The 20,124-nt window shown below is 71.3% G+C and carries 15 protein-coding genes; 6 read left to right on the forward strand and 9 right to left on the reverse strand.

What is annotated here, in order from left to right; all coding sequences use genetic code 11:
* The first annotated feature begins 67 nt into the window (after positions 1-67).
* Both IG84_RS0121255 and IG84_RS0121260 read left to right on the forward strand, forming a co-directional pair.
* On the forward strand, positions 68-1,405 hold the full coding sequence (locus IG84_RS0121255; protein WP_078649148.1) for an MFS transporter: 1,338 nt from the start codon (positions 68-70) through the stop codon (positions 1,403-1,405).
* A 60-nt stretch (positions 1,406-1,465) separates the two neighbouring features.
* On the forward strand, positions 1,466-2,602 hold the full coding sequence (locus IG84_RS0121260) for a TIGR03364 family FAD-dependent oxidoreductase (RefSeq protein WP_031059477.1): 1,137 nt from the start codon (positions 1,466-1,468) through the stop codon (positions 2,600-2,602).
* A 71-nt stretch (positions 2,603-2,673) separates the two neighbouring features.
* On the opposite strand, the gene IG84_RS0121265 is transcribed toward IG84_RS0121260, so the two are convergent.
* Both IG84_RS0121265 and IG84_RS0121270 read right to left on the reverse strand, forming a co-directional pair.
* Entirely contained in the window at positions 2,674-4,131 is a 1,458-nt protein-coding gene (locus tag IG84_RS0121265; protein ID WP_031059480.1) for a glyceraldehyde-3-phosphate dehydrogenase, read from the reverse strand.
* Between the two features lie 96 nt (positions 4,132-4,227).
* Entirely contained in the window at positions 4,228-5,706 is a 1,479-nt protein-coding gene (locus IG84_RS0121270) for an aldehyde dehydrogenase family protein (protein WP_031059482.1), read from the reverse strand.
* Between the two features lie 223 nt (positions 5,707-5,929).
* Here IG84_RS0121270 and IG84_RS0121275 point away from each other — a divergent pair, with 223 nt between their 5' ends.
* Positions 5,930-6,820, forward strand: coding sequence for an LLM class F420-dependent oxidoreductase (locus tag IG84_RS0121275; RefSeq protein WP_031059484.1), 891 nt, complete (start codon positions 5,930-5,932; stop codon positions 6,818-6,820).
* A 13-nt stretch (positions 6,821-6,833) separates the two neighbouring features.
* On the opposite strand, the gene IG84_RS0121280 is transcribed toward IG84_RS0121275, so the two are convergent.
* The 4 genes from IG84_RS0121280 to IG84_RS0121295 form a co-directional block, all read right to left on the reverse strand.
* Positions 6,834-8,042 (reverse strand): cytochrome P450, encoded by a 1,209-nt coding sequence (locus tag IG84_RS0121280; RefSeq protein WP_031059486.1) that lies wholly within the window; start codon positions 8,040-8,042, stop codon positions 6,834-6,836.
* A 13-nt stretch (positions 8,043-8,055) separates the two neighbouring features.
* Positions 8,056-9,006 (reverse strand): PDR/VanB family oxidoreductase, encoded by a 951-nt coding sequence (locus tag IG84_RS0121285; protein WP_031059488.1) that lies wholly within the window; start codon positions 9,004-9,006, stop codon positions 8,056-8,058.
* Positions 9,007-9,086: 80 nt separating this feature from the next.
* Positions 9,087-9,836: an IclR family transcriptional regulator gene (locus IG84_RS0121290; protein WP_031059490.1), complete on the reverse strand. Its 750-nt coding sequence runs from the start codon at positions 9,834-9,836 to the stop codon at positions 9,087-9,089.
* Positions 9,837-9,843: 7 nt separating this feature from the next.
* Positions 9,844-11,646, reverse strand: coding sequence for a SpoIIE family protein phosphatase (locus tag IG84_RS0121295; RefSeq protein WP_031059491.1), 1,803 nt, complete (start codon positions 11,644-11,646; stop codon positions 9,844-9,846).
* A gap of 133 nt (positions 11,647-11,779) precedes the next feature.
* On the opposite strand from IG84_RS0121295, the gene IG84_RS0121300 reads away from it, so the two are divergent.
* The 3 genes from IG84_RS0121300 to IG84_RS0121310 all read left to right on the forward strand — a co-directional run bounded on the left by IG84_RS0121300 (position 11,780) and on the right by IG84_RS0121310 (position 17,144).
* Positions 11,780-16,045, forward strand: coding sequence for a HAMP domain-containing protein (locus tag IG84_RS0121300; protein WP_031059492.1), 4,266 nt, complete (start codon positions 11,780-11,782; stop codon positions 16,043-16,045).
* On the forward strand, positions 16,042-16,623 hold the full coding sequence (locus tag IG84_RS0121305) for a response regulator (RefSeq protein WP_031059494.1): 582 nt from the start codon (positions 16,042-16,044) through the stop codon (positions 16,621-16,623). Before IG84_RS0121300 ends, IG84_RS0121305 begins: the two co-directional genes overlap by 4 nt.
* Before the next feature lie 83 nt (positions 16,624-16,706).
* Complete coding sequence (locus IG84_RS0121310) at positions 16,707-17,144, forward strand: GNAT family N-acetyltransferase (protein ID WP_031059495.1); 438 nt, start codon at positions 16,707-16,709, stop codon at positions 17,142-17,144.
* 21 nt (positions 17,145-17,165) lie between these two features.
* On the opposite strand, the gene IG84_RS0121315 is transcribed toward IG84_RS0121310, so the two are convergent.
* The 3 genes from IG84_RS0121315 to IG84_RS0121325 all read right to left on the reverse strand — a co-directional run bounded on the left by IG84_RS0121315 (position 17,166) and on the right by IG84_RS0121325 (position 20,014).
* A complete protein-coding gene (locus tag IG84_RS0121315; RefSeq protein WP_031059498.1) occupies positions 17,166-18,581 on the reverse strand; it encodes a BNR repeat-containing protein in 1,416 nt (471 codons plus the stop codon).
* 54 nt (positions 18,582-18,635) lie between these two features.
* Positions 18,636-18,956: an L-rhamnose mutarotase gene (locus tag IG84_RS0121320; protein WP_031059499.1), complete on the reverse strand. Its 321-nt coding sequence runs from the start codon at positions 18,954-18,956 to the stop codon at positions 18,636-18,638.
* A 146-nt stretch (positions 18,957-19,102) separates the two neighbouring features.
* Complete coding sequence (locus tag IG84_RS0121325; RefSeq protein WP_078649170.1) at positions 19,103-20,014, reverse strand: arabinan endo-1,5-alpha-L-arabinosidase; 912 nt, start codon at positions 20,012-20,014, stop codon at positions 19,103-19,105.
* Positions 20,015-20,124 lie beyond the last annotated feature (110 nt).

A 20,124-nucleotide genomic window follows, 5' to 3' on the forward strand; every position in this document is an offset into this window, starting at 1 on the left:
CGTGCCGCCGAGGCGCGCGCCGGGGCCCCGTCATGCCCGAATCCAGGCCGAGGGACAGGACTCCGCCATGGCCGACCTCGCACCGCAGTCCGTACCATCACCAAGACCCGGCCCCGCGCTCTCCACGCGGGAGGCGCTGAAGGGGATGACCCGCTGGCGCCGGCAGATCTTCGCGGTCACCTGGCTCGCGTACGCGGGCTTCTACTTCGTCCGGCAGGCGTTCTCGGTCGCCAAGCTCGGCATCCTGGACGACCCCCTGGTGAACGGGGTGCTGACCGAGCAGGTGCTCGGCGTGCTGGACGCCGTGTACCTCGCGGCGTACGCGGCCGGCCAGTTCCTGTGGGGCATGTGGGCCGACCGCTTCGGACCGCGGGTGGTGGTCGCCGGCGGCATGGCCGGCGCGGTCCTCGCCGCGTGCGCGATGGGGCTCAGCAGCGCCGTGCTGGTGTTCGGCGGGGCGATGGTGCTCCAGGGGCTGGCGCAGTCGACGGGCTGGGCGCCGCTGTGCAAGAACATGGGCAGCTTCTTCACGGTGCGCGAGCGGGGCCGGGTACTGGGCATCTGGAGCAGCAACTACGCGTTCGGTGGCCTCGCCGCGCCGCCGTTCCTGGGCTGGTGGGCGTACGAGGTCTTCGAGAGCTGGCACGCGGCGTTCCTCGCGGGCGCGGCGACACTCGCCGTCGTGCTGGTGCTGTTCCTGGTCTTCCAGCGGAACACGCCGCAGGACGTGGGGCTGCCCGATCCGAACCGTACGGAGGAGGAGCGCGCGGCTGCCGGAAAGGCGGCCCCGCCCCGGCAGCCCGCGCTCGCCCTCTACAAGGAGGCGCTGCGCGACCGCATGGTGCTGACGCTGGGCGCCGCGTATTTCCTGCTCAAGCCGGCCCGGTACGCGATCCTGCTGTGGGGCCCGGTGATCGTCAGCCGGCGGCTGCCGGAGGTCGGCAACGTGGGCGCCACGCTCATCCCGGTGGCGTTCGGTGTCGCGGGCGTGCTCGCGCCGATCCTGATCGGCTGGGTCTCCGACACCGTCTTCCGGTCCCGCCGGGTGCCGCCGTGCGTGCTGGCGCTGACCCTGCTGACGGTGGCGCTGGCGCTGTTCATGCCGCTGACGGCGACCGGCAGCGCGGCGGTGATGATCGCGGTGCTGGCGGTGATCGGGCTGGCCGTGTACGCGGCGGACGCGATGATCAGTTGTGTCGCGGCGGTGGACTTCGGCAGTGCCGGCGGCGCGGGCACGGCCGCGGGGCTGGTCAACGGCTGCGGCTCGGTGGGCGCGATTCTCGGCGGTCTGCTGCCCGGCTTCCTCTCCGGTACCGCGCTGTTCTACGGTTTCGCGGCCGCGGCGCTCCTCGCGGGTCTGCTGATGCTCCCGCAGTGGAACCGCGTTCCCGCAACGGCTGCGTAAGTCAGGCGCCTTCGGCACGGATCCATCCACGGTGCACCACCACTCAAGAGGGGATCATTCATGGCGACTCATCGTTGTGACACCGCCGTCGTCGGCGGCGGCATCGTCGGACTGGCGCACGCGCTCGCGGCCGCCAAGCGCGGCGACCGCGTCGTCGTCTTCGAGCGCGACGACCACTCCGTGGGCGCGTCCATCCGTAATTTCGGCATGATCTGGGCGGTGGGCCAGCAGCGCGGCGCGGTGTACGAGCGTGCCCTGCGCAGCCGTGAGATCTGGCTGGAGGTGGCGGCGAAGACCGGGCTGTGGGCAGCCCCGACCGGCTCGTTGCATCTGGCGCACCGTCCCGACGAGGCAGCGGTACTGGAGGAGTTCGTCGCCACCACGCCCGCCGCAAGAGAGCGCGGTACGGAAATGCTGTCCGCGAAGGAGGCGGTGGCGCGCAGTCACGCCGCGCGCCCGGACGGGCTGCTGGCCGCGATGTGGAGCCCGACGGAGCTGAACGTCGATCCGCGGCACGCGATCCCGGCGGTCGCGGCGCATCTGGCCGAGGAGTACGGCGTGGACGTGCGCTTCGGGACGACCGTGCGCGGCATCGGTATGCCGACGGTCTCGACCACGGCCGGCGACTGGCGCGCTGACCGGGTCTTCGTCTGCAGCGGCAATGACTTCGAGACGCTGTACCCGGAGGTGTTCGCGGCGAGCGGGCTGGTCCGCTGCAAGCTGCAGATGCTGCGCACAGGCGTGCAGCCCGGCGGGTGGCAACTGGGGCCGATGCTGTGCGGCGGGCTGACGCTGCTGCACTACGCGGCGTTCGAGGACCTGGCGGCGCGGGCGGCGCTGGACGCGCGGATGCGGGCCGAGCTGCCGTTCCACCGGGACAACGGCATTCACGTACTGCTGTCGCAGACGGCGGACGGGCGGCTGACGATCGGCGACAGCCATGCGTACGCCACGACCCACGACCCGTTCGAGAGCGAGGAGATCAACGCGGCGATCATGGAGTACCTGGCGGGCTTCGCCCGGCTACCGGACACCGGGATCACCGAACGCTGGTCCGGCTTCTACCCGTCCCTGCGCGACGGCCGCACGGAGCTGGTGGCCGACCCGGAGCCGGGCGTGACCGTGGTCAACGGCGTCGGCGGGGCCGGGATGACGCTGTCGTTCGGGCTCGCGGAGGAGAACATCGCGGCGCGCTGAGGAGTACGCGGGCGGGCCCGGCGGAAATCTCCGCCGGGCCCGCTCCGTGCGCGTGTTGCGTCCTTGGGCGATCAGGCCGCCGGGGCCGGGTAGGTCGGGTACTCCACCCCGGAGACGTGCTGGACGACGCGGATGACCTGGCAGGAGTAGCCGAACTCGTTGTCGTACCAGAGGTAGAGAATCGCGTTGTCGCCCTCGACCTTGGTGGCGCCGGCGTCGACGATCGAGGCGTGGCGCGAGCCGATGAAGTCGTTGGAGACCGCGTCGGGGGCGCTGGTGAAGTCGATCTGGCGGCGCAGCGGCGAGGTCAGCGACACCTCGCGGAGGTGGTCGAGGACCTCCTCGCGAGTGGTCTCGCGGGCGAGCTGGAGGTTGAGGATCGCGATCGAGACGTCCGGGACCGGGACGCGGATCGAGCTGCCGGTGATCTTCGCCTTGAGGTCGGGCAGCGCCTTGGCGACGGCGGAGGCGGCGCCGGTCTCGGTGATGACCATGTTGAGCGGCGCGGAGCGGCCGCGGCGCTCGGACTTGTGGTAGTTGTCCAGCAGGTTCTGGTCGTTGGTGAACGAGTGGACGGTCTCCACGTGGCCGCGCACGACGCCGTACTCGTCCTCCATCGCCTTCAGCGGCGGGACGATCGCGTTGGTGGTGCAGGAGGCGCAGGACAGGATCTGCTCGTCCGGCTTGACGGTGTCGTGGTTGACGCCGTGGACGATGTTCGGGACGTCGCCCTTGCCCGGGGCGGTCAGGACGACCTTCTCGACACCGGGGCGCAGGTGCTTGGACAGGCCCGCGCGGTCGCGCCACTTACCGGTGTTGTCGATGAGGATGGCGTCCTTGATGCCGTACGCCGTGTAGTCGACCTCGGACGGGTCGTTGGCGTAGATCACCTTGATCTCGTTGCCGTTGGCGATGATCGTGTTGTTCGCCTCGTCAACGGTGATCGTGCCCTGGAACTGGCCGTGGATCGAGTCGCGGCGCAGCAGCGAGGCGCGCTTCACAATGTCTTCGGCGGCCCGCTCGCCGCCGCCGCGGACGACGATGGCGCGCAGCCGCAGGCCGTTGCCGGAGCCGGCCTTCTCGATGAGCAGGCGGGCGACGAGGCGGCCGATGCGGCCGAAGCCGTACAGGACGACGTCGCGTCCCTCGCGGCGCTCGATCTTGTTGGCACCGGTGGCGCCGGCGACGGCCTCGGCGGTGAACTCCGCCACCGAGAGGCCGCGGTCGTCGGCGTTGTACGTCTCGGCGAGCCTGCCGATGTCGATCTGCGAGGGACCGAGGTCGAGCGTGGTGAGGGCCTGCAGGAACGGCAGGGTCTCGGTGACCGAGAGCTCCACACCGGCGATCTGCCGGGCGAACCGATGCGTCTTGAGGATGCTGACCACCGACTTGTTCACCAAGGAGCGGCTGTGGAGCAGGACGGTGACGTCCCGCTCCCGGTGCAGCTTCCCGATGATCGGGATCATCGACTCCGCGATCTCCTCGCGGTTCTTCCAGTTGGTGAACGAGTCGTCATTGACAGCAGTCACAAGTTCATCTTTCGAGCTAGGCGGTGCTCACATGATAACCCCCTCCTCATTTGATCACCTCATCGGTCCCCGTGCGCACTCTCACCCCGCAGCCGCCTAGTAGCTGATGCAGGCCGAGTGCCACTCCGTGTAGAAGTCCCAGACCTGCGGTGAGCACTCCGGCGGGCCGTACTGGGACGCCTTGGCGCCGACGTGCGGGAGGTGGGCGTACGCGCCCACGCCAGGGCGGTTGACGTGCAGCATTCCGGCCTCGAAGCGGTCGATGGCCTCGAAGGCGCGGGACTGCGAGGCGGTGAAGATCGTGCCGGACATGCCGTATTTGACCGAGTTCGAGATCCGCATGGCGTCGTCGAACCCGTCCGCGTCGACGACGGCGAGCACCGGCCCGAAGACCTCCTCCTGGGCCAGCTCGCTGTCCCAGGGCACATCGCGGATGACGGTGGGCTGGACGTAGCAGCCGTCCGGCAGGTCCTCCCCGGTCGCCCGGCCGCCGCCGCACAGCACCTTGCCGCCGTCGCGCTGCGCCCCGGCGACGGCCGCCAGCGCCGCGTCCAGCCGCGCGGTGTTCACCACGGGGCAGATCTGCGAGGCGGGGTCGTCACCCGGGCCGACCTTCATCCCCGCCACCCGGGCCACCAGCCGGTCGAGGAAGGCGTCCCGCACGCGGACGTCGACGACGGCCCGGCTGGTGGCACTGCACCGCTGCCCGGCCTGCCCGAACGCGCCGTGCACCACCGCCTCGACCGCCCCGTCCAGATCCGCGTCCTCCAGCACGATCACCGCGTTCTTGCCGCCGAGCTCGAGCTGGGTACGGAGCAGCCGGTGGGCGCCGCCCGTGTGGATGGCGGTGCCGACGGGCAGCGAGCCGGTGAAGCTGATGCCGGCGACGGACGGGTTCGCGACCAGCGCCTCGCCCGCCGCGACATCGCCCTGGACGAGGTTGAGTACGCCGTCGGGCAGGCCGGCCTCGTGGAAGACCTCGGTGAGCAGGACCGCGGTGAGCGGGGTGAGCGGCGAGGGCTTGAAGACGGCCGTGCAGCCGGAGAGCAGCGCCGGGGCGACCTTCCACATGGGGATGGCGAGCGGGAAGTTCCACGGCGAGACCAGGCCGACGACGCCGATGGGGCGCCGGAAGGTGTACGCGAACGTACGGTCCTCCTCGGCGGGCGCGGTGACCCCGCCGAGCAGCCGCGCCTGGCCCGCGGTGAAGTCCAGTACGGCACGGGAGCGGGCCACCTCACCGCGGGCCTCGCGGAGGAGCTTGCCCTGTTCGCGGGTGATGGCGCGGGCGAATTCCTCGGCGCGACCGGTCAGGAGGCGGCCCGCCTCGGCGAGGATCGCGGCGCGCCGGATGGGACCCATGGCGCGCCAGGCGGGCAGGGCCGCGGCCGCGGCGTCCACTGCGCGGTCCACGTCGACGCCGCCGGACTCGGCGAACTCGCCGAGGTGATCGCTCAGATCGGCCGGGTTGGTGTTCGTGCGGGTCTGCCCCGATTCGGCCGGGCTCCACCGGCCGTCGATGAAGTTCAGCAGGTGGTGTGCCGCGGTGGGCTCCCGCCCCGGTACGTTAGCCATGCTCGTCCCTTCGCCGGACCTTCGCTGGACATTCGCCGGCCAGTCGCTGACAACTGCCGCCAGGCTGTCTCAGCGAACGTCGGGGCACCATCCGGGAATTGGCAATGCCCCCGATAGCGCTCCCCTATCTGGCACCGTGACGGCGGGCGCGCCTGGCACCCTGCCGCGCGCCGTGCGGCGCCGTACGTACGGACAGGACAGTTCACTGATCTCAGGAGGCTCGATGACCCGGCCGTTCCGTTTCGGTGTCAATACGCTCGCGATCGCCTCGGGCGCCAAGTGGCGCGCCCAGTGCCGCAAGGCGGAAGCGGCCGGTTACGACGTGCTGCTGGTACCGGACCACCTGGGGATGCCCGCCCCGTTCCCGGCGCTGATCGCCGCGGCCGAGGCCACCGAGCGTCCGCGGGTGGGCACCTTCGTGCTGAACACCGGCTTCTGGAACCCGGCGCTGCTGGCCCGCGAAGTGGCCACCACCGACGCGCTCACGGGCGGCCGCCTCGAACTGGGCCTGGGCACCGGGTACGTACGTGCCGAGCACGAGTCGGCGGGGCTGCCCTGGGGCACGCCGGGCGAGCGGGTCGATCACCTCAGCCGCACGATCGAGGAGCTGGACCGGCTGCTGGGCGATCCGGAGCATGTCCCGCACCCCGCGCAGACGCCCCGGCCGCCGCTGCTGATCGGCGGGAACGGCCCGCGGATGATGCGGCTGACGGCGCGGCACGCGCAGATCGCGGCGTTCCAGGGCGGCCGGCAGGCGCCCGGGAAGCCGGAGGGTGTCCTGGAGCTGGCCTCGGCGGAGCAGCTCGACGCGACGGTCGCCCGGTACGCGAAGGCGGCGGCGGGCCGCGCGGAGCCGGCCGAACGCAACATCCTCGTACAGCGCGTGGTGATCACCAAGGACCGCAGGGCGGCGGCCCGCGAGTTCGCCGCCCACGACATCGGCCTGGACGAGGAGCAGTTGCTGGACGCGCCGACGCTGCTGTTCGGCACGGTCCGGCAGATCGCCGACCAGCTCCGCGAGCGGCGGGAGCGGTACGGCTTCTCCTACATCACGGTGCTCGACGCGGCCCTGGAGACCTTCGCCCCGGTCATCGAGGAGCTGCGGGGAAGCTGAGCCCGTGTGCGGGTCACCGCAGCACGAGCCGCAGCGGCATCGACTCCCACGCCCGCAGCGTGTTGTTGAGATGCCGCCGCGGCACGCCCGCCGGCTCGATCCGGGTGACGCGTTCGGCGAGCGCGGTGAGCAGGGCCTCGGCCTCCAGGCGGGCGACGTGCTGGCCGACGCACTGGTGGAGTCCCATGCCGAATCCGACGTGACCCGAGGGGTCGCGGGACGGGTCGAAGCGGTCGGGGTCCGTCCAGCGCCGCGGGTCCCGGTTCGCGGCGCCGAGGAACATCAGGATCTTCTTGCCGTCCGGGATGACGGCGCCGCCGATGCCGAGGTCCGCCGTGGCCGTACGGAAGAAGGTCTGTACGGGCGACTCCCAGCGGACCGCCTCCTCGAACGCGAGCCGCGCGGTGCCCGGCTCGGCGCGCAGCCGTTTCCATGCCGCGGGGTGGGTGGCAAGGGCGTGCAGTACGGCGGCGAGCGCGTGCACGGTCGTGTCGACGCCCGCCGAGAGGAGCGAGCGGACGATGCGCGGCGCCTGGTCGTGCGTGATGTCGCCGCGGTCCGCCGCGGCCCAGATCGCGGCGCCGAAGCCGGCGTCGTCCAGCGCCTCGCGCCGGCACTGCCCGTCGACCCACGCGGCGTGCCCGCCGATGGCGCCGGCGCCCGCGCGGACCAGGTCGTTGTCCGGGCCGAAGGAGTTGAAGAGGTGGTCGCCGTACGGCAGCAGGTGCGCGCGTCCGGCCTGCGGCAGGCCCACCGCGTCGGGGAACACCCGCAGCGGGAAGGCTTGGGCGAGCGCGGGTACCGCGTCCAGCTCGTGGGTGCCCGCGGCGCCCGCCAGCACCTCGTCGACGAGCCGCCGGGCATCTGCGTGCCAGGCGTCGCGCAGCCGGCGCAGCGCGCGGGGGCCGAGCACGCGGCTCAGGACGGCGCGGGGCGCGTCGTGGTGGGGCGGGTCCGCTTCGAGGAGCAGGCTCGGCGGGCGCCACGGCGGCTCGTACCGGAAGTTGCTGAGCCCCACGCCGGCCGCCGACTGGAATCCCTGCCAGTCGGTGAGGGCGGCGTGCACTCCCTCGTAGCGGCCCATCGCGTAGACGTCGTACCGGGTGAGGTGGACGAGCGGCCCGGCGTCCCGCAGCCAGGCGTGGAAGGCGGTGGGGTCCGCGAGGACGTCCCGGCCGAAGGGGTCGGCGTCGGTGCGCGGCAGTGGATGCGTGACGGTCATGAGTCCTTCTCCCTCACAGGTCCAGGTCGAGGCGGTCGGAGCAGGCGCGCGAGACACACGGGAACATGGCGTCTCCGCGCGCCCGTTCGTCGTCGTCGAGGATCGCGTCCCGGTGGTCGGGCACGCCGGCCAGGACGGTGGTCTCACAGGTGCCGCAGGTGCCACGGCCGCAGGAGGAGAGCACGGTGACGCCGGCGGCCCGTACGGCGTCGAGGACGGTGCGGTCCGGTGTGACGGTGACGGTCAGGTCCGAGCGCCGCAGCCGCACTTCGAAGGGCGCGTCGCGTACGGGCGCCTGCTCCCTGGGAACGAAGCGTTCGGTGCGCAGCAGGCCGGTCGGCCAGCCTGTGCACAGCCGTTCCACGGCGTCGAGCAGTCCGGGCGGCCCGCAGCAGTAGACCTTGGTGCGCCCGTCCGGGCGGGGCAGCGCGGCGGGCAGGTCGAGCGGGCCGTGCGTGTCCTGCGGTACGAGGGTGACCGCGTCGCCGTGTGCGGCCAGTTCGCCGGTGAACGCCATGGTGGCGCGGGTCCGTCCGCCGTAGAGGAGCCGCCAGGGCGTACCGGTGAGCCGCGCCTGGTGGATCATCGGCAGGAGCGGGGTGATGCCGATGCCGCCGGCGACGAAGAGGTAGCGCTCGGACGGTACGAGCGGGAAGTTGTTGCGCGGGCCGCCGATCGCGACCGTGTCGCCGGCCGCGAGCTCGTCGTGGACGCAGACGGAGCCGCCCCGGCCGGCGGGCTCGCGGAGCACGCCGATGCGGTACTGGTAAGGGTCCCAGCGGTCACCGCACAGCGAGTACTGGCGGGTGCGGCCGCCGGGCAGGACGAGGTCGATATGGGCGCCGGGGGTCCAGTCCGGCAGTCGGCGGCCTTCGGGGTCCCGGAGCGTCAGCGTCACGACTCCGTCGGCGGCGGCCGTCTTCTCCGCCACGCGCAGGCTGATCAGGGAGTGAGCGGGGCTCATCGTGCTCCTCTCTTCGATGCGCAGAGAATGCGCGCCGGAGAGCGGGGCCGACGAGAGCGGTTCCCATTGAATGGGCGTTTTCAGCGCCCGGCCAGGGTCCGTTCCACGCCGCGGGCGGCGAGCTGCAGCAGGCGGACCGGTGAGTGGGCCGTGGCGTCGTTGGGGACGACGCAGCCGAGGGCGGCCGCGACCCGGCCGTCGGGGGCGCGTACGGATACGGCCACGCCGGCCGCGTCCTCGTGCAGGTGTCCGGCGCACAGCGCGTGGCCGCGGTGCCGGATCTCGGCGAGCGTGGCGCGCAGGGTCCTGGCGTCGGTGAGGGTGTGGTCGGTGAAGGCGGGCAGCGGGCCGCCGAGTATCCGTTCCTGGAAGTCCGCCGGGGCGTGCGCGAGGAGGACGAGGCCGGTGGACGAGGCGTGCAGCGGGAGCCGTCCGGCGATCCTGGTGATGTTGACGACCGCGCCGGGAGCGGTGAGCCGTTCGACGAAGAGGACTTCCGCCCCGTCGAGGACGCCGAGCTGGGTGGAGTGGCCGACGACGGCGTGCAGGTCGGCCATGAACGGCATGGCCGCCTCGCGCAGGGTCAGTGTCGGCGAGGCGCGCTGCGCCAGCTCCCAGAAGCGGACGCCGATGCGTATCCGGCGCCGCCCGTCGCGGCGCAGCAGCCCGTGCCGCACCAGCTCCTCGACGAGCCGGCCCGCGGTGGCGCGCGGGAGCCGGGCGCGGCGGGCGATCTCGGTCACGGTCAGCGCCGTGGCCTCCGGGCCGAAGGCGTCGAAGATGCGCACGGCCCTGGTGAGCAGCGATTCGCCACTGGTCGACCTGGCCATCCGCTCATCATGCCCGGCCTCCTCCCAGTGTCGGTACCGCTTCGAGTACCAGGACGGCGAGGTCGTCGTCGATGGGGTCGGGGCTGAAGTCGTGGGCCGCCTGGCGTACTCGCTCCGCGACGGCCCTGGCGCCCAGGCCCACGCAGCCGCGCAGCACTTCGGCCAGGCCGTCGTTGTCGTCCAACTGCCGGTTGCCTCTGCGGCGTTCGGTCACGCCGTCGGTGACGCACAGCAGTGTTTCGCCCGGCGCGAGGTGGAAGGAGTTCGCGCGGAACTCCGCGTGCTCGTCGATCCCGAGCAGCATCTGCGGTTCGGCGGCCGTCTTCACCGTGCCGTCGGCCGACAGCCGCAGCGGCAAGGGGTGCCCGGCGCTGGCCACGGTGACACGCGCGCCGCCGGAGACCGGGTCGGGCTCCAGCTCCCCGTACAGCAGGCTCAGGAACCGGGAGCCGACCTGCTCCCCGCCGACCACGACCGCTTCCGCGCCCTCCTCCGCCATGGCGAGGTTGAGCCGGCCGAGCAGCGCCTCGACGCCATGGCCCTCGCGTGCGAGGAGTCGTACGAGGTGGCGGGCCAGGCCGGTGACGGACATCGCCTCCAGGTCGTGCCCGCACACGTCGCCGAGCAGGAAGCACCAGCGGCGGTCGCCCATGGGGAACAGGTCGTAGAAGTCGCCGCCGACGCTCTGGCCCTCGCCGCAGGGCTCGTAGACGAGCGCCGTGTCGACTCCCGGGATGGCCGCGAGGGACGTGGGGAGCTGCCTGCGCTGGAGCGAGTGGCTGATGTCCGCCTGCCGCGTGTAGTGACGGGCCGTGACCACCCCTTGGGCCACCCGCCGCGCCACGTCCTGGGCGAGGCGCACCACGTCGCCGGTCAGGCGCGGCAGTCCCGCCCGGCCGATGAGCAGCGCGCCGTGGCACCGCCCGGCCGCGACCAGCGGGAACATCAGGGCCGAGCCCCCCGGCGCGTCGGCGTCCGTCTCCTCCGGCCAGGGCCAGGCGATGCCGGTGGTACTCAGCGTGGCGGGCGGCGGGCGGTCCTCCTCCAGGGCCTGGCGGAGGGTACGGATGCGCTCCTCGTCGCGGTGCCAGACGCGGGAGAGCCGCATCCGGCCATGGGTGGTGGTCAGCCATACGCCGCACCAGTCGGCGAACCTGGGGACCAGGAGCTGTCCGGTGAGCGCCGCGATCATGTCCTCGTCGAGCTGCCCGGCGAGCAGCTCGCTGACCTCGGCGAGGAAGGTCTGCCCTGCGGAGTCGGGCCCTTCGGCAGCCAGGCCGCGGCGGTCGGGCGGTACGGCGTCGTGGACCGCCGCCGCGAGGGAATCTTCGGGGCCGGGCAGGGCCTCCATCGGGGTGTCCAGCCGGAACCACACGGCCTTCTCGGTGTGCCGGCAGGTCACTCCCCAGGATTCGGCCAGCGCGCGCAGCAGTCGCAGGCCGTGGCCGCGCAGGTGGTGCCAGAGGTCCTGCTCCTCGTGGTCGGTGCCGGAGGAGTAGCGGTCCGCCACTTCGACCACCACGCCCACGTGCGGGATGCCGCCCGGGGCGGACGAGACGGCGAAGCCGTCCCCGGTGTCGAGCCGGCAGGCGACCTCGACCTCGAATCCGCCCTGTGCGGTGGCGGCGGTGGTCAGCTCGCTGACGAGGAGCACGGCGTCGTCGACGAGTCCGTCGCTGATCGCCGGCGTCCCGCTGATCGCCAGTGTCCCGGGGAGGGTCGGCTCGGCCAGCCCGGTGAGGGCGACGCGCAGGAACCTGCGGGCCGCGGAGGGTGCGAGCGCGTTGGCGGGCAGCCGGATCCGCGGCATGGAATCCCGCAGGTCGGAGGAGGTCCCCACAGGCGACTCCCGGCTCGGTTCCGGTGCTCAGCTCAATGAATGTAGCCTAAATCGCACCAAAGGGGTACATATGGTTTTATTGCCCGATTGAGGATCTTCCACTATGGAACGTGCTTCGGAATCCGCGCCGGACACCCCGCCCGGGGCCGCCGACCCCGCCGAGCCCGCCGGCCGGCCCGGCCTCGCCCGGGACGAGCAGGTGCTGCGCGCGGCCGAGCTGCGACCGCTGCTCACGGCGATGAACGCGGTCCGGGACGGCGATTTCACCGTACGCGCGGACGGTGCGTACGAGGGCGTCGCCGCGGAGCTGGCGGAGGCGTTCAACCAGATCGTCACGCGCAACGCACACCTGGCTTCGGAGCTCCAGCGGGTACGCCAGGAAGTGATCCGCGAGGGCCGGCTGGACGAGCGGCTCGCGGCCAGCCCCGGGCACGGAGCCTGGACCACGAGCGTGGACGCGGCCAATACGCTCCTCGAAGCGCTGGTCGTACCGGTCGGGAACGCCACGCGCGTACTGGACGCCGTCGCGGACGGCGATCTGACCCGGCGGGTCGAGCTGCACGACGGAAAGCGGCAGCTCCGCGGCGATCTGGCCCGCCTCGGGCGCGGCGTGAACCGCATGGTCGACCAGCTCTCGCTCTTCACCGGCGAGGTGACCCGGGTGGCCCGCGAGGTCGGCACCGAGGGGCGGCTCGGCGGGCGGGCGAAGGTACAGGGGCTGTCGGGCGACTGGCGTTATGTGACGGAGGCCGTCAACGCGATGGCCGCGCGGCTGACCGCGCAGGTCCGCGACATCGCGGTGGTCACCACGGCGGTCGCCCGCGGCGATCTGACCCAGCAGGTCACGGTCGAGGCAACCGGTGAGCTGCTGGAGCTGAAGCTCACCGTGAACACGATGGTCGACCAGTTGCGGGCATTCGCGGACGAGGTCACGCGGGTGGCCCGCGAGGTCGGCACCGAGGGACAGCTCGGCGGCCGGGCCCATGTGGCGGGCGTCTCCGGCGTATGGAAGAACCTCACCGACAACGTCAACTTCATGGCGTCGAACCTGACCTCGCAGGTACGCAACATCGCCCAGGTGACCACGGCGGTCGCCACCGGTGACCTGAGCCAGAAGATCACGGTGGACGCCCGGGGCGAGATCCTGGAGCTGAAGTCGACGATCAACACCATGGTCGACCAGCTCTCCGCGTTCGCCGACGAGGTCACGCGGGTGGCCCGCGAGGTCGGCACCGAAGGCCGGCTCGGCGGCCGGGCCCAGGTCCGCGGCGTCTCCGGCGTATGGAAGGACCTGACGCAGAACGTCAATTCCATGGCGGACAACCTCACGTCGCAGGTACGCAACATCGCGCAGGTCGCCACCGCCGTCGCTCAGGGCGACCTCGGGAAGACGATCACGGTGGAGGCGAAGGGCGAGATCCTGGAGCTGAAGTCGACGATCAACACGATGGTCTACCAGCTCTCCGCATTCGCCGACGAGGTCACCCGGGTGGCCCGCGAGGTCGGCACCGAGGGGAACCTGGGCGGGCAGGCGCAGGTCCGCGGCGTCTCCGGGGTGTGGAAAGAGCTGACGGACAACGTCAACTTCATGGCGCTGAACCTGACTTCGCAGGTACGCAACATCGCCCAGGTGACCACGGCCGTCGCCGACGGCGACCTGTCGAAGAAGATCACGGTGGATGCGCGGGGCGAGATCCTGCAGCTCAAGGACACCGTGAACACCATGGTCGAGCAGTTGCGCGCGTTCGCCGACGAGGTCACCCGGGTCGCCCGGGAAGTCGGCACCGAGGGCCGGCTCGGCGGCCGGGCGCAGGTCCGCGGCGTCTCCGGGGTGTGGGAGGACCTGACGGAGAACGTCAACTTCATGGCGGACAACCTGACTTCACAGGTGCGCAACATCGCGCAGGTCGCCACCGCCGTCGCCCAGGGCGATCTGTCGAAGAAGATCGATGTGGACGCGCGCGGCGAGATCCTGGCGCTCAAGACCACCCTCAACACGATGGTCGACACACTCTCCTCGTTCGCCTCCGAGGTGACCCGGGTGGCCCGCGAGGTCGGCAGCGAGGGGCAGTTGGGCGGCCAGGCCCGGGTCGAGGGCGTCTACGGCACCTGGAAGCGGCTGACCACCGGCGTCAACGAGCTGGCCTCGAACCTCACCACCCAGGTACGCGCCATCGCCGAGGTGGCCGGCGCGGTCACCCAGGGCGACATGTCGCGCTCCATCACGGTCGAGGCGAAGGGCGAGGTCGCCGAGTTGAAGAACAACATCAACCTGATGGTCTCCAACCTCCGCGAGACCACCCGCGCCAAGGACTGGCTGGAGTCCAACCTCACCCGCATGGCCGCCCTCATGCAGGGCCACCGCGACCTGGTGGAGGTCGCCGGACTGATCCTCAGCGAGCTGACGCCGCTGGTCAACGCGCAGTTCGGCGCGTTCTTCCTGGCCGAGTCCGGCGCACGCCCCGGCGAGGGGCTGCAGTTCATCGCCGGGTACGGCACCGACCAGGCCGACGGCGAGAGCCCCCTCCCCGGCTCCGGCACCCCGGGCCGCGGCCTGATCGCCCAGGCGGCCAAGGAGAAGAAGCGCATCCTCGTCCTGGACGCCCCCGAGGACTACATCACCATCAACTCCGGGCTCGGCGCGGCGCTTCCGGCCAGCATCGTCATCGTGCCCATCCTCTTCGAGGACGAGCTGCTCGGCGTGATCGAGCTGGCGTCGCTCAGCAGGTTCAGCGATGTGCACCTGGCCTTCATCGACCAGTTCGCCAATACCATCGCCGTCTCGTTCAACACGATCATCGCCAACTCGCGTACCGAGTCGCTGCTTTCGCAGTCCCAGCGGCTCACCGCCGAGCTGCGCGAACGCTCCGACGAGCTGCAGCGCTCCAACGCCGCGCTGGAGGAGAAGGCGGCGCTGCTGGCGACCGCCTCGCAGTACAAGTCGGAGTTCCTGGCGAACATGTCGCACGAGCTGCGCACTCCGCTCAACTCGCTGCTGATCCTCTCCCGGCTGCTCGCCGACAACCCCGACGGCCATCTCTCCGAGCAGGACGTGCAGTTCGCCGCCACGATCCACCGCTCGGGAGCCGATCTGCTCCAGCTCATCAGCGACATCCTCGACCTGTCGAAGATCGAGGCGGGCCGGATGGACGTCCACCCGAAGGAGCTGTCCCTCGACAAGCTGCTCGGCTATGTGCACGCGACCTTCCGGCCCATGGCCGCCGACCGCGGGCTCGGCTTCGAGATCACCGTCGGCGACGACGTACCGCACGAGCTGTACTCCGACGAGCAGCGCCTCCAGCAGGTGCTGCGCAACCTGCTGTCCAACGCGGTGAAGTTCACCCACTCCGGCGGTGTGGAGCTGCGCGTCGAACGGGTGCCGGGCGAGGAGTTCACGGAGGAGACGCTGCGGAACGCGGAGGCCGTCGTCGCGTTCCGCGTCAAGGACACCGGCATCGGCATCTCCCCCGACAAACTCCCGGTGGTCTTCGAGGCGTTCAAGCAGGCCGACGGCACCACCAACCGCAAGTACGGCGGCACCGGCCTCGGCCTGTCCATCAGCCGGGAGATCGCCGGGATGCTCGGCGGCCGGATCACCGCCGAGAGCGAGGTCGGCGTCGGCTCCCTGTTCACCCTGTACATCCCCGCGCGCCACCCCGGCGGCGTGGAGATCCCGGCGCCGGAGGGCGGCCCGCGCCCGGCGGAGGCCCCGCAGCCGGCGGCGGACCCCGGCCCGGTGGCGGAGCTGAGCCCGGAGCAGCTCGTCCCCGCCACCCTCGACTGGCCGGACGACGCGGCCGGCACACCCGGCGATGCGGTCGGCACCGGAGCCGCCCAGGGCCCCGACGCCCGCGAGGACGCCTGGCCGCAGACGACGCGGCTCAAGGAGTGGCTGAGCGGGCGCCCGGGGCGGGTGCTGGCCGGGCGCCGGATCCTCGTCGTGGACGACGACATCCGCAACGTCTTCGCCCTCACGCATGTACTGGGCCGGGTCGGCATCACCGTGAAGTACGCGGAGAACGGCCGCGAGGGCCTGGAAGTGCTGCAGCGCACCCCCGACGTTTCCCTGATCCTGATGGACATCATGATGCCCGAGATGGACGGTTACGAGACCATCCGCGCCATCCGCAGCACCCCCCGGCTCGCCGATCTGCCGATCATCGCGCTCACCGCCAAGGCCATGCCCGGCGACCGCGAGAAGGCGATCGAGAGCGGCGCCTCCGACTACGTCCCCAAGCCCGTGGACATCGACCGCCTGCTGTCGGTGATCTGCGCGCTGCTCGATCCACAGAACGGCACGGCGTCGCCGGAGAACGGCGACGGTCCGGCGCAGGACGATGCCGGCGACGCTCCGAAAGGCAGGCCATGACCACCCTCGCACCCGACCAGTGCAACATCCTCCTCGTCGACGACATGGAGGAGAACCTCGTCGCGCTGGAGGCCGTACTCGGCCCCCTCCACCAGAAGCTGGTCCGCGCCCGCTCGGGGGAGGAAGCCCTCAAGGCGATGCTGCGCCAGGATTTCGCGGTGGTGCTGCTGGACGTCGTGATGCCCGGCATGGACGGCTTCGAGACCGCCGCCACCATCAAGCGTCTCGACCAGACCAAGGACGTGCCCATCATCCTGGTGACCGGCGTCAACCCCGAAGCGGACTACGCCTACCGCGGGTACTCGGTCGGCGCCGCGGACTTCCTGACCAAGCCCGTCGACCCCTGGATGCTGCGGACCAAGGTCGGCATCTTCCTCGACCTGTACCGCAAGAACCAACGCCTGGCGGCGGCCGCCGCGGAGCCGGGCAGCGGAGAACGGCTCACGGAGATCGCCCAGCAGCTCGCCCGGATCGAACTCCTCCTCCGCGACACCCCGCCCCCCGACCCCAGCGCCCTCGCCGACCGCGTCGCGGAGGTGTCCCGCTCCGTGGAGAGCCTGCGGGGGGACGGTGAGTGATCCGTGCTCCGGCCGGTGCTTCCTGCTTTTCCTTGAGCGGAAACCGTTCGCCGTACAGGCCGGAGATCTGCTTGGCTCACCCCATGAGTGATCTTCTGAGTGGTCTCCGCATCCGCCCCGCCGGCTCCGCTGACATCAACGCCGTACTGCGGTTCTGGCGCGACGCCGCGGAGGGAACGAGCATCAGCGACGACCACGACGGCGTGGCCCGGCTCATCGCCCGGGATCCGGAGGCGCTGCTGCTGGCCGAGCGGGACGGCGAGCCGGTCGGCACGGTGATCGCCGGGTTCGACGGGTGGCGCTGCCATTTGTACCGGCTGGCAGTCCACCCCGGCCATCGCCGGCAGGGCATCGGGCGGGCGCTGCTGGCGGCCGCGGAAGAGCGGTTCGCCGCACTGGGCGGGCGTCGCGCGGACGCGATGGTCCTCGACCGCAACGAGCCCGCGCACCACGCGTGGCACGCCTCCGGGTACGCCCCCGAGCCCCAGTGGAGCCGCTGGGTCCGCCACCTGACGGACTGAGGCGGGCGACGGGCCTCCCCGCTACCGCGGCAGCCGGAAGTCGACCACGCGGATCGGCGAGGGCGTGGTGCCGGTCGACCGCCGCTGGTACATGAACGACAGGACGCCGTCCTGCGCGACTCGCGTGTCGTCCACGACGACCTCGCCGAAGGCGTTCAGGCCCGCACCGTCGTAGAGGGTCTTCCAGTCGGTCCAGCCGGAGGACTTGGAGGCGGCGACGATCCGGCCGTACGGCATGACGGCGTAGGCGTTGTCGTGCGCGTCGAAGACCAGGTGAGTGCGCTGGGAAGAGCCCAGCGGCACGGGAATCTCGGTCTTCTTCCACTCGCCGCGCGCGCCCTTGTACACATGGAAGACCCGTCCGTACCGCACCCGGTCGTCGACGTAGTCGGTGGTGCACTGGGTGAAGCGGCCGGGGACGTACGAGATGATCGCGTGCGGCCGGCCGGCGGAGTCGGTGGCCTGGCTCTCCTGGTTCATCAGCGAGTGGTCGGGGCCCAGCGGGTCGACGACGGTGCGGTCCTCGACCGACACCTTGTCCACGCCACCGGTCACGCCGACGACCTTGCCCGCGGTGTCGCGCCAGGTCCGGCCGCGGTCGGTGCTGTGGACATAGCCGGTGTCGTGGTTGGTGATCCCACCGCCGTCGCACATGACCGCGCTGTTCTGCTCCCGCCAGGTGAAGAAGGCATGGAGGGTGCCGTCCGCACTGTAGTCGATGCCGTGCAGGTACATGTTGCGGGCGGAACTGGCGCCGTGGGCCGTGGTGTACGTACCGGTGGCGCTGCTCCACTCCCCCAGCGCCTTCCAGCGGGATCCGTCGTACTCCGCCAGTGCGTTGCGGCCGTTGCCGGAGACGCCGGCGCGATAGCTGAGCTGCAGCCTGCCGTCGGGGGTCGCGATGAACTGCGGATAGGTGAACCGGTCGGTGAGCGCGACACCGTCGAGCGTGGTCTGGACGTCACCGAAGGCGCGCGCGTCCCAGGCGCGCCCGGCGGGCGAACTCACCAGCCCCGCCGCCGACTTCACGTAGAAGTAACCGCTGCTGTGCGAGTCCATGACGAGGTGCAGCCGGCCATCGACGCGGGAGATGCCCATGGAGATGACGTTGTGCGAGTCGTCGACGGTCAGTCGGTGCGGCAGGACCACGGTCTGCCACGCCGTGCCGGTCAGCGGGCGGCGGGCGACGACGGCGTGGCGGTCGGCTGTGTACCAGGCGGCGTATTGGTAGCCCTTGTGGGTGAGCAGGCCGTTCTTCTGGAAGGAGTTGTTGTTGACGAGCCCGTCGTAGGAGACGAAGTACAGGGCGCGCGCGTCCAGTTGTGTGTCATCGAGCTTGCTGACCGCCGGCCCCTGATCGGCCGCGTGCGCGGGGCCGGCCCCCGCCGCGGAAGCGAACAGTGACACGGCGAGTACTCCGGCGGCGAGGGGTCTCATGGTTTCCCGTCCTCGGTTCAGGCGCGGTGGAACGCTTCGGTTCAACGCTTCGGTTCAGTCGAGGTGGAACACTTCGGTCAGCGGGCGCATGGCCTCGTCCGGCTGCGCGCCGTCGAGCGCCTCGAAGAACGGCGCCATCTCCGCCTGCCAGCGGGCGTTGACGTCCGTGGCGGCCATGGCCTCCTGGGCCGCGGCGAAGTCCTCGGTCTCCAGATAGCCGACGAGCAGGCCGTCCTCCCGCAGGAAGAGCGAGTAGTTGTGCCAGCCGGAGGCGGACAGCGCCGCCAGCATCTCGGGCCAGACGTCGGCATGCCGCTCGCGGTATTCATCGAGGCGCTCCCGGCGCACTTTGAGCAGAAAGCAGACGCGTTTCATGGAGTACCCGTCCGTCTTGAAAGGTTTCAGATGCGACTCAGGGAAGCTAAGGCGACAGGCGGGGTGGAGTCAATGGGGAGGCGGCAAGGCGGGCGATGAAACCATTCGCTTCCGCGCGTCAGGACAGGGAGACCGCTCCGGCGCCGTCAGTACGCCGTCGGCCAGCCGCCACTCCAGTTCAGCAGGTTGACGCCCAGCTTGGGCGTGCCGGCGTCGTTGCCGTCGTAGTAGTGGTAGACGAGCAGGTCACCGTCGGCGTCGGGCATGACGTCCTGTCCGCCGGGGCCGATCACGGAGCCCTGTGAGGCCATGACCACGGTGCCGCCGTTGTCGGTCATGGCCACGCCGCTGCGGTCGTAGTACGGGCCGGTGGGCTTGGTGGCCCGGCCGACTTTGATCTTGTACGTGGAGCCGGTGCCGTTGCAGCACGTGTCGTACGAGGCGAAGAGGTAGTAGTAGCCGTTGCGCTTGACGACGGTCGGGCCCTCGACCGCCTTCGTACCGGTCGGGCGCGCGGCCAGCGAGTGGCGGGTGGTGTCGCCCGCGTACTGCTTGCCGGTCGCCGGATCGAGGCGGATCATCTTGATCCCGCTCCACCAGGACCCGAAGGCCAGCCACCACGTGCCGTCGCTGTCGACGAACAGGTCCGGGTCGATGGCGTTGTAGTCGCTGCTCGAGGTGGAGGAGTGGACGATGCCCTGGTCGCTCCAGGAGCCCGGCAGCCCGGTCGAGGAGGTGGCGAGCCCGATGGCGGAGGTGTTCGAGCCGAAGCGCGAGACGGCGTAGTACATGAGGTACCGGCCACCCTGGTACGAGATGTCGGGCGCCCACGGGTCGTTCGTGGCCGAGTACCGCGACCACCAACTCGGGGGCGAGGAGAAGGCGTTGCCGCTGCGGCTGAAGGCGGTGCGGTCAGTGGAGGTGCGGGCTTCCAGGTAGCCGTGAGTGGAGTAGAGCAGGTACCGGCCGTCCTGCGCGCGGAGCATGGTCGGGTCGTGGACGACGACGTCGCCGGTGACCTTGCCCGGGCCGGGGTAGGCGGACGCGCTCGACGGCATCAGGGCGAGCAGGACGGCGGCGTGCACGGCGAAGAGGGACGATCTCAGGCGGGGGCGGCTCACGAGGTTCTCCTCTGCTCGGAGATTCGCACGGCATGATGTTCGGGATA

Source organism: Streptomyces ochraceiscleroticus, assembly GCF_000720485.1.
GTDB classification, from domain to species: Bacteria; Actinomycetota; Actinomycetes; order Streptomycetales; family Streptomycetaceae; genus Streptomyces; species Streptomyces ochraceiscleroticus.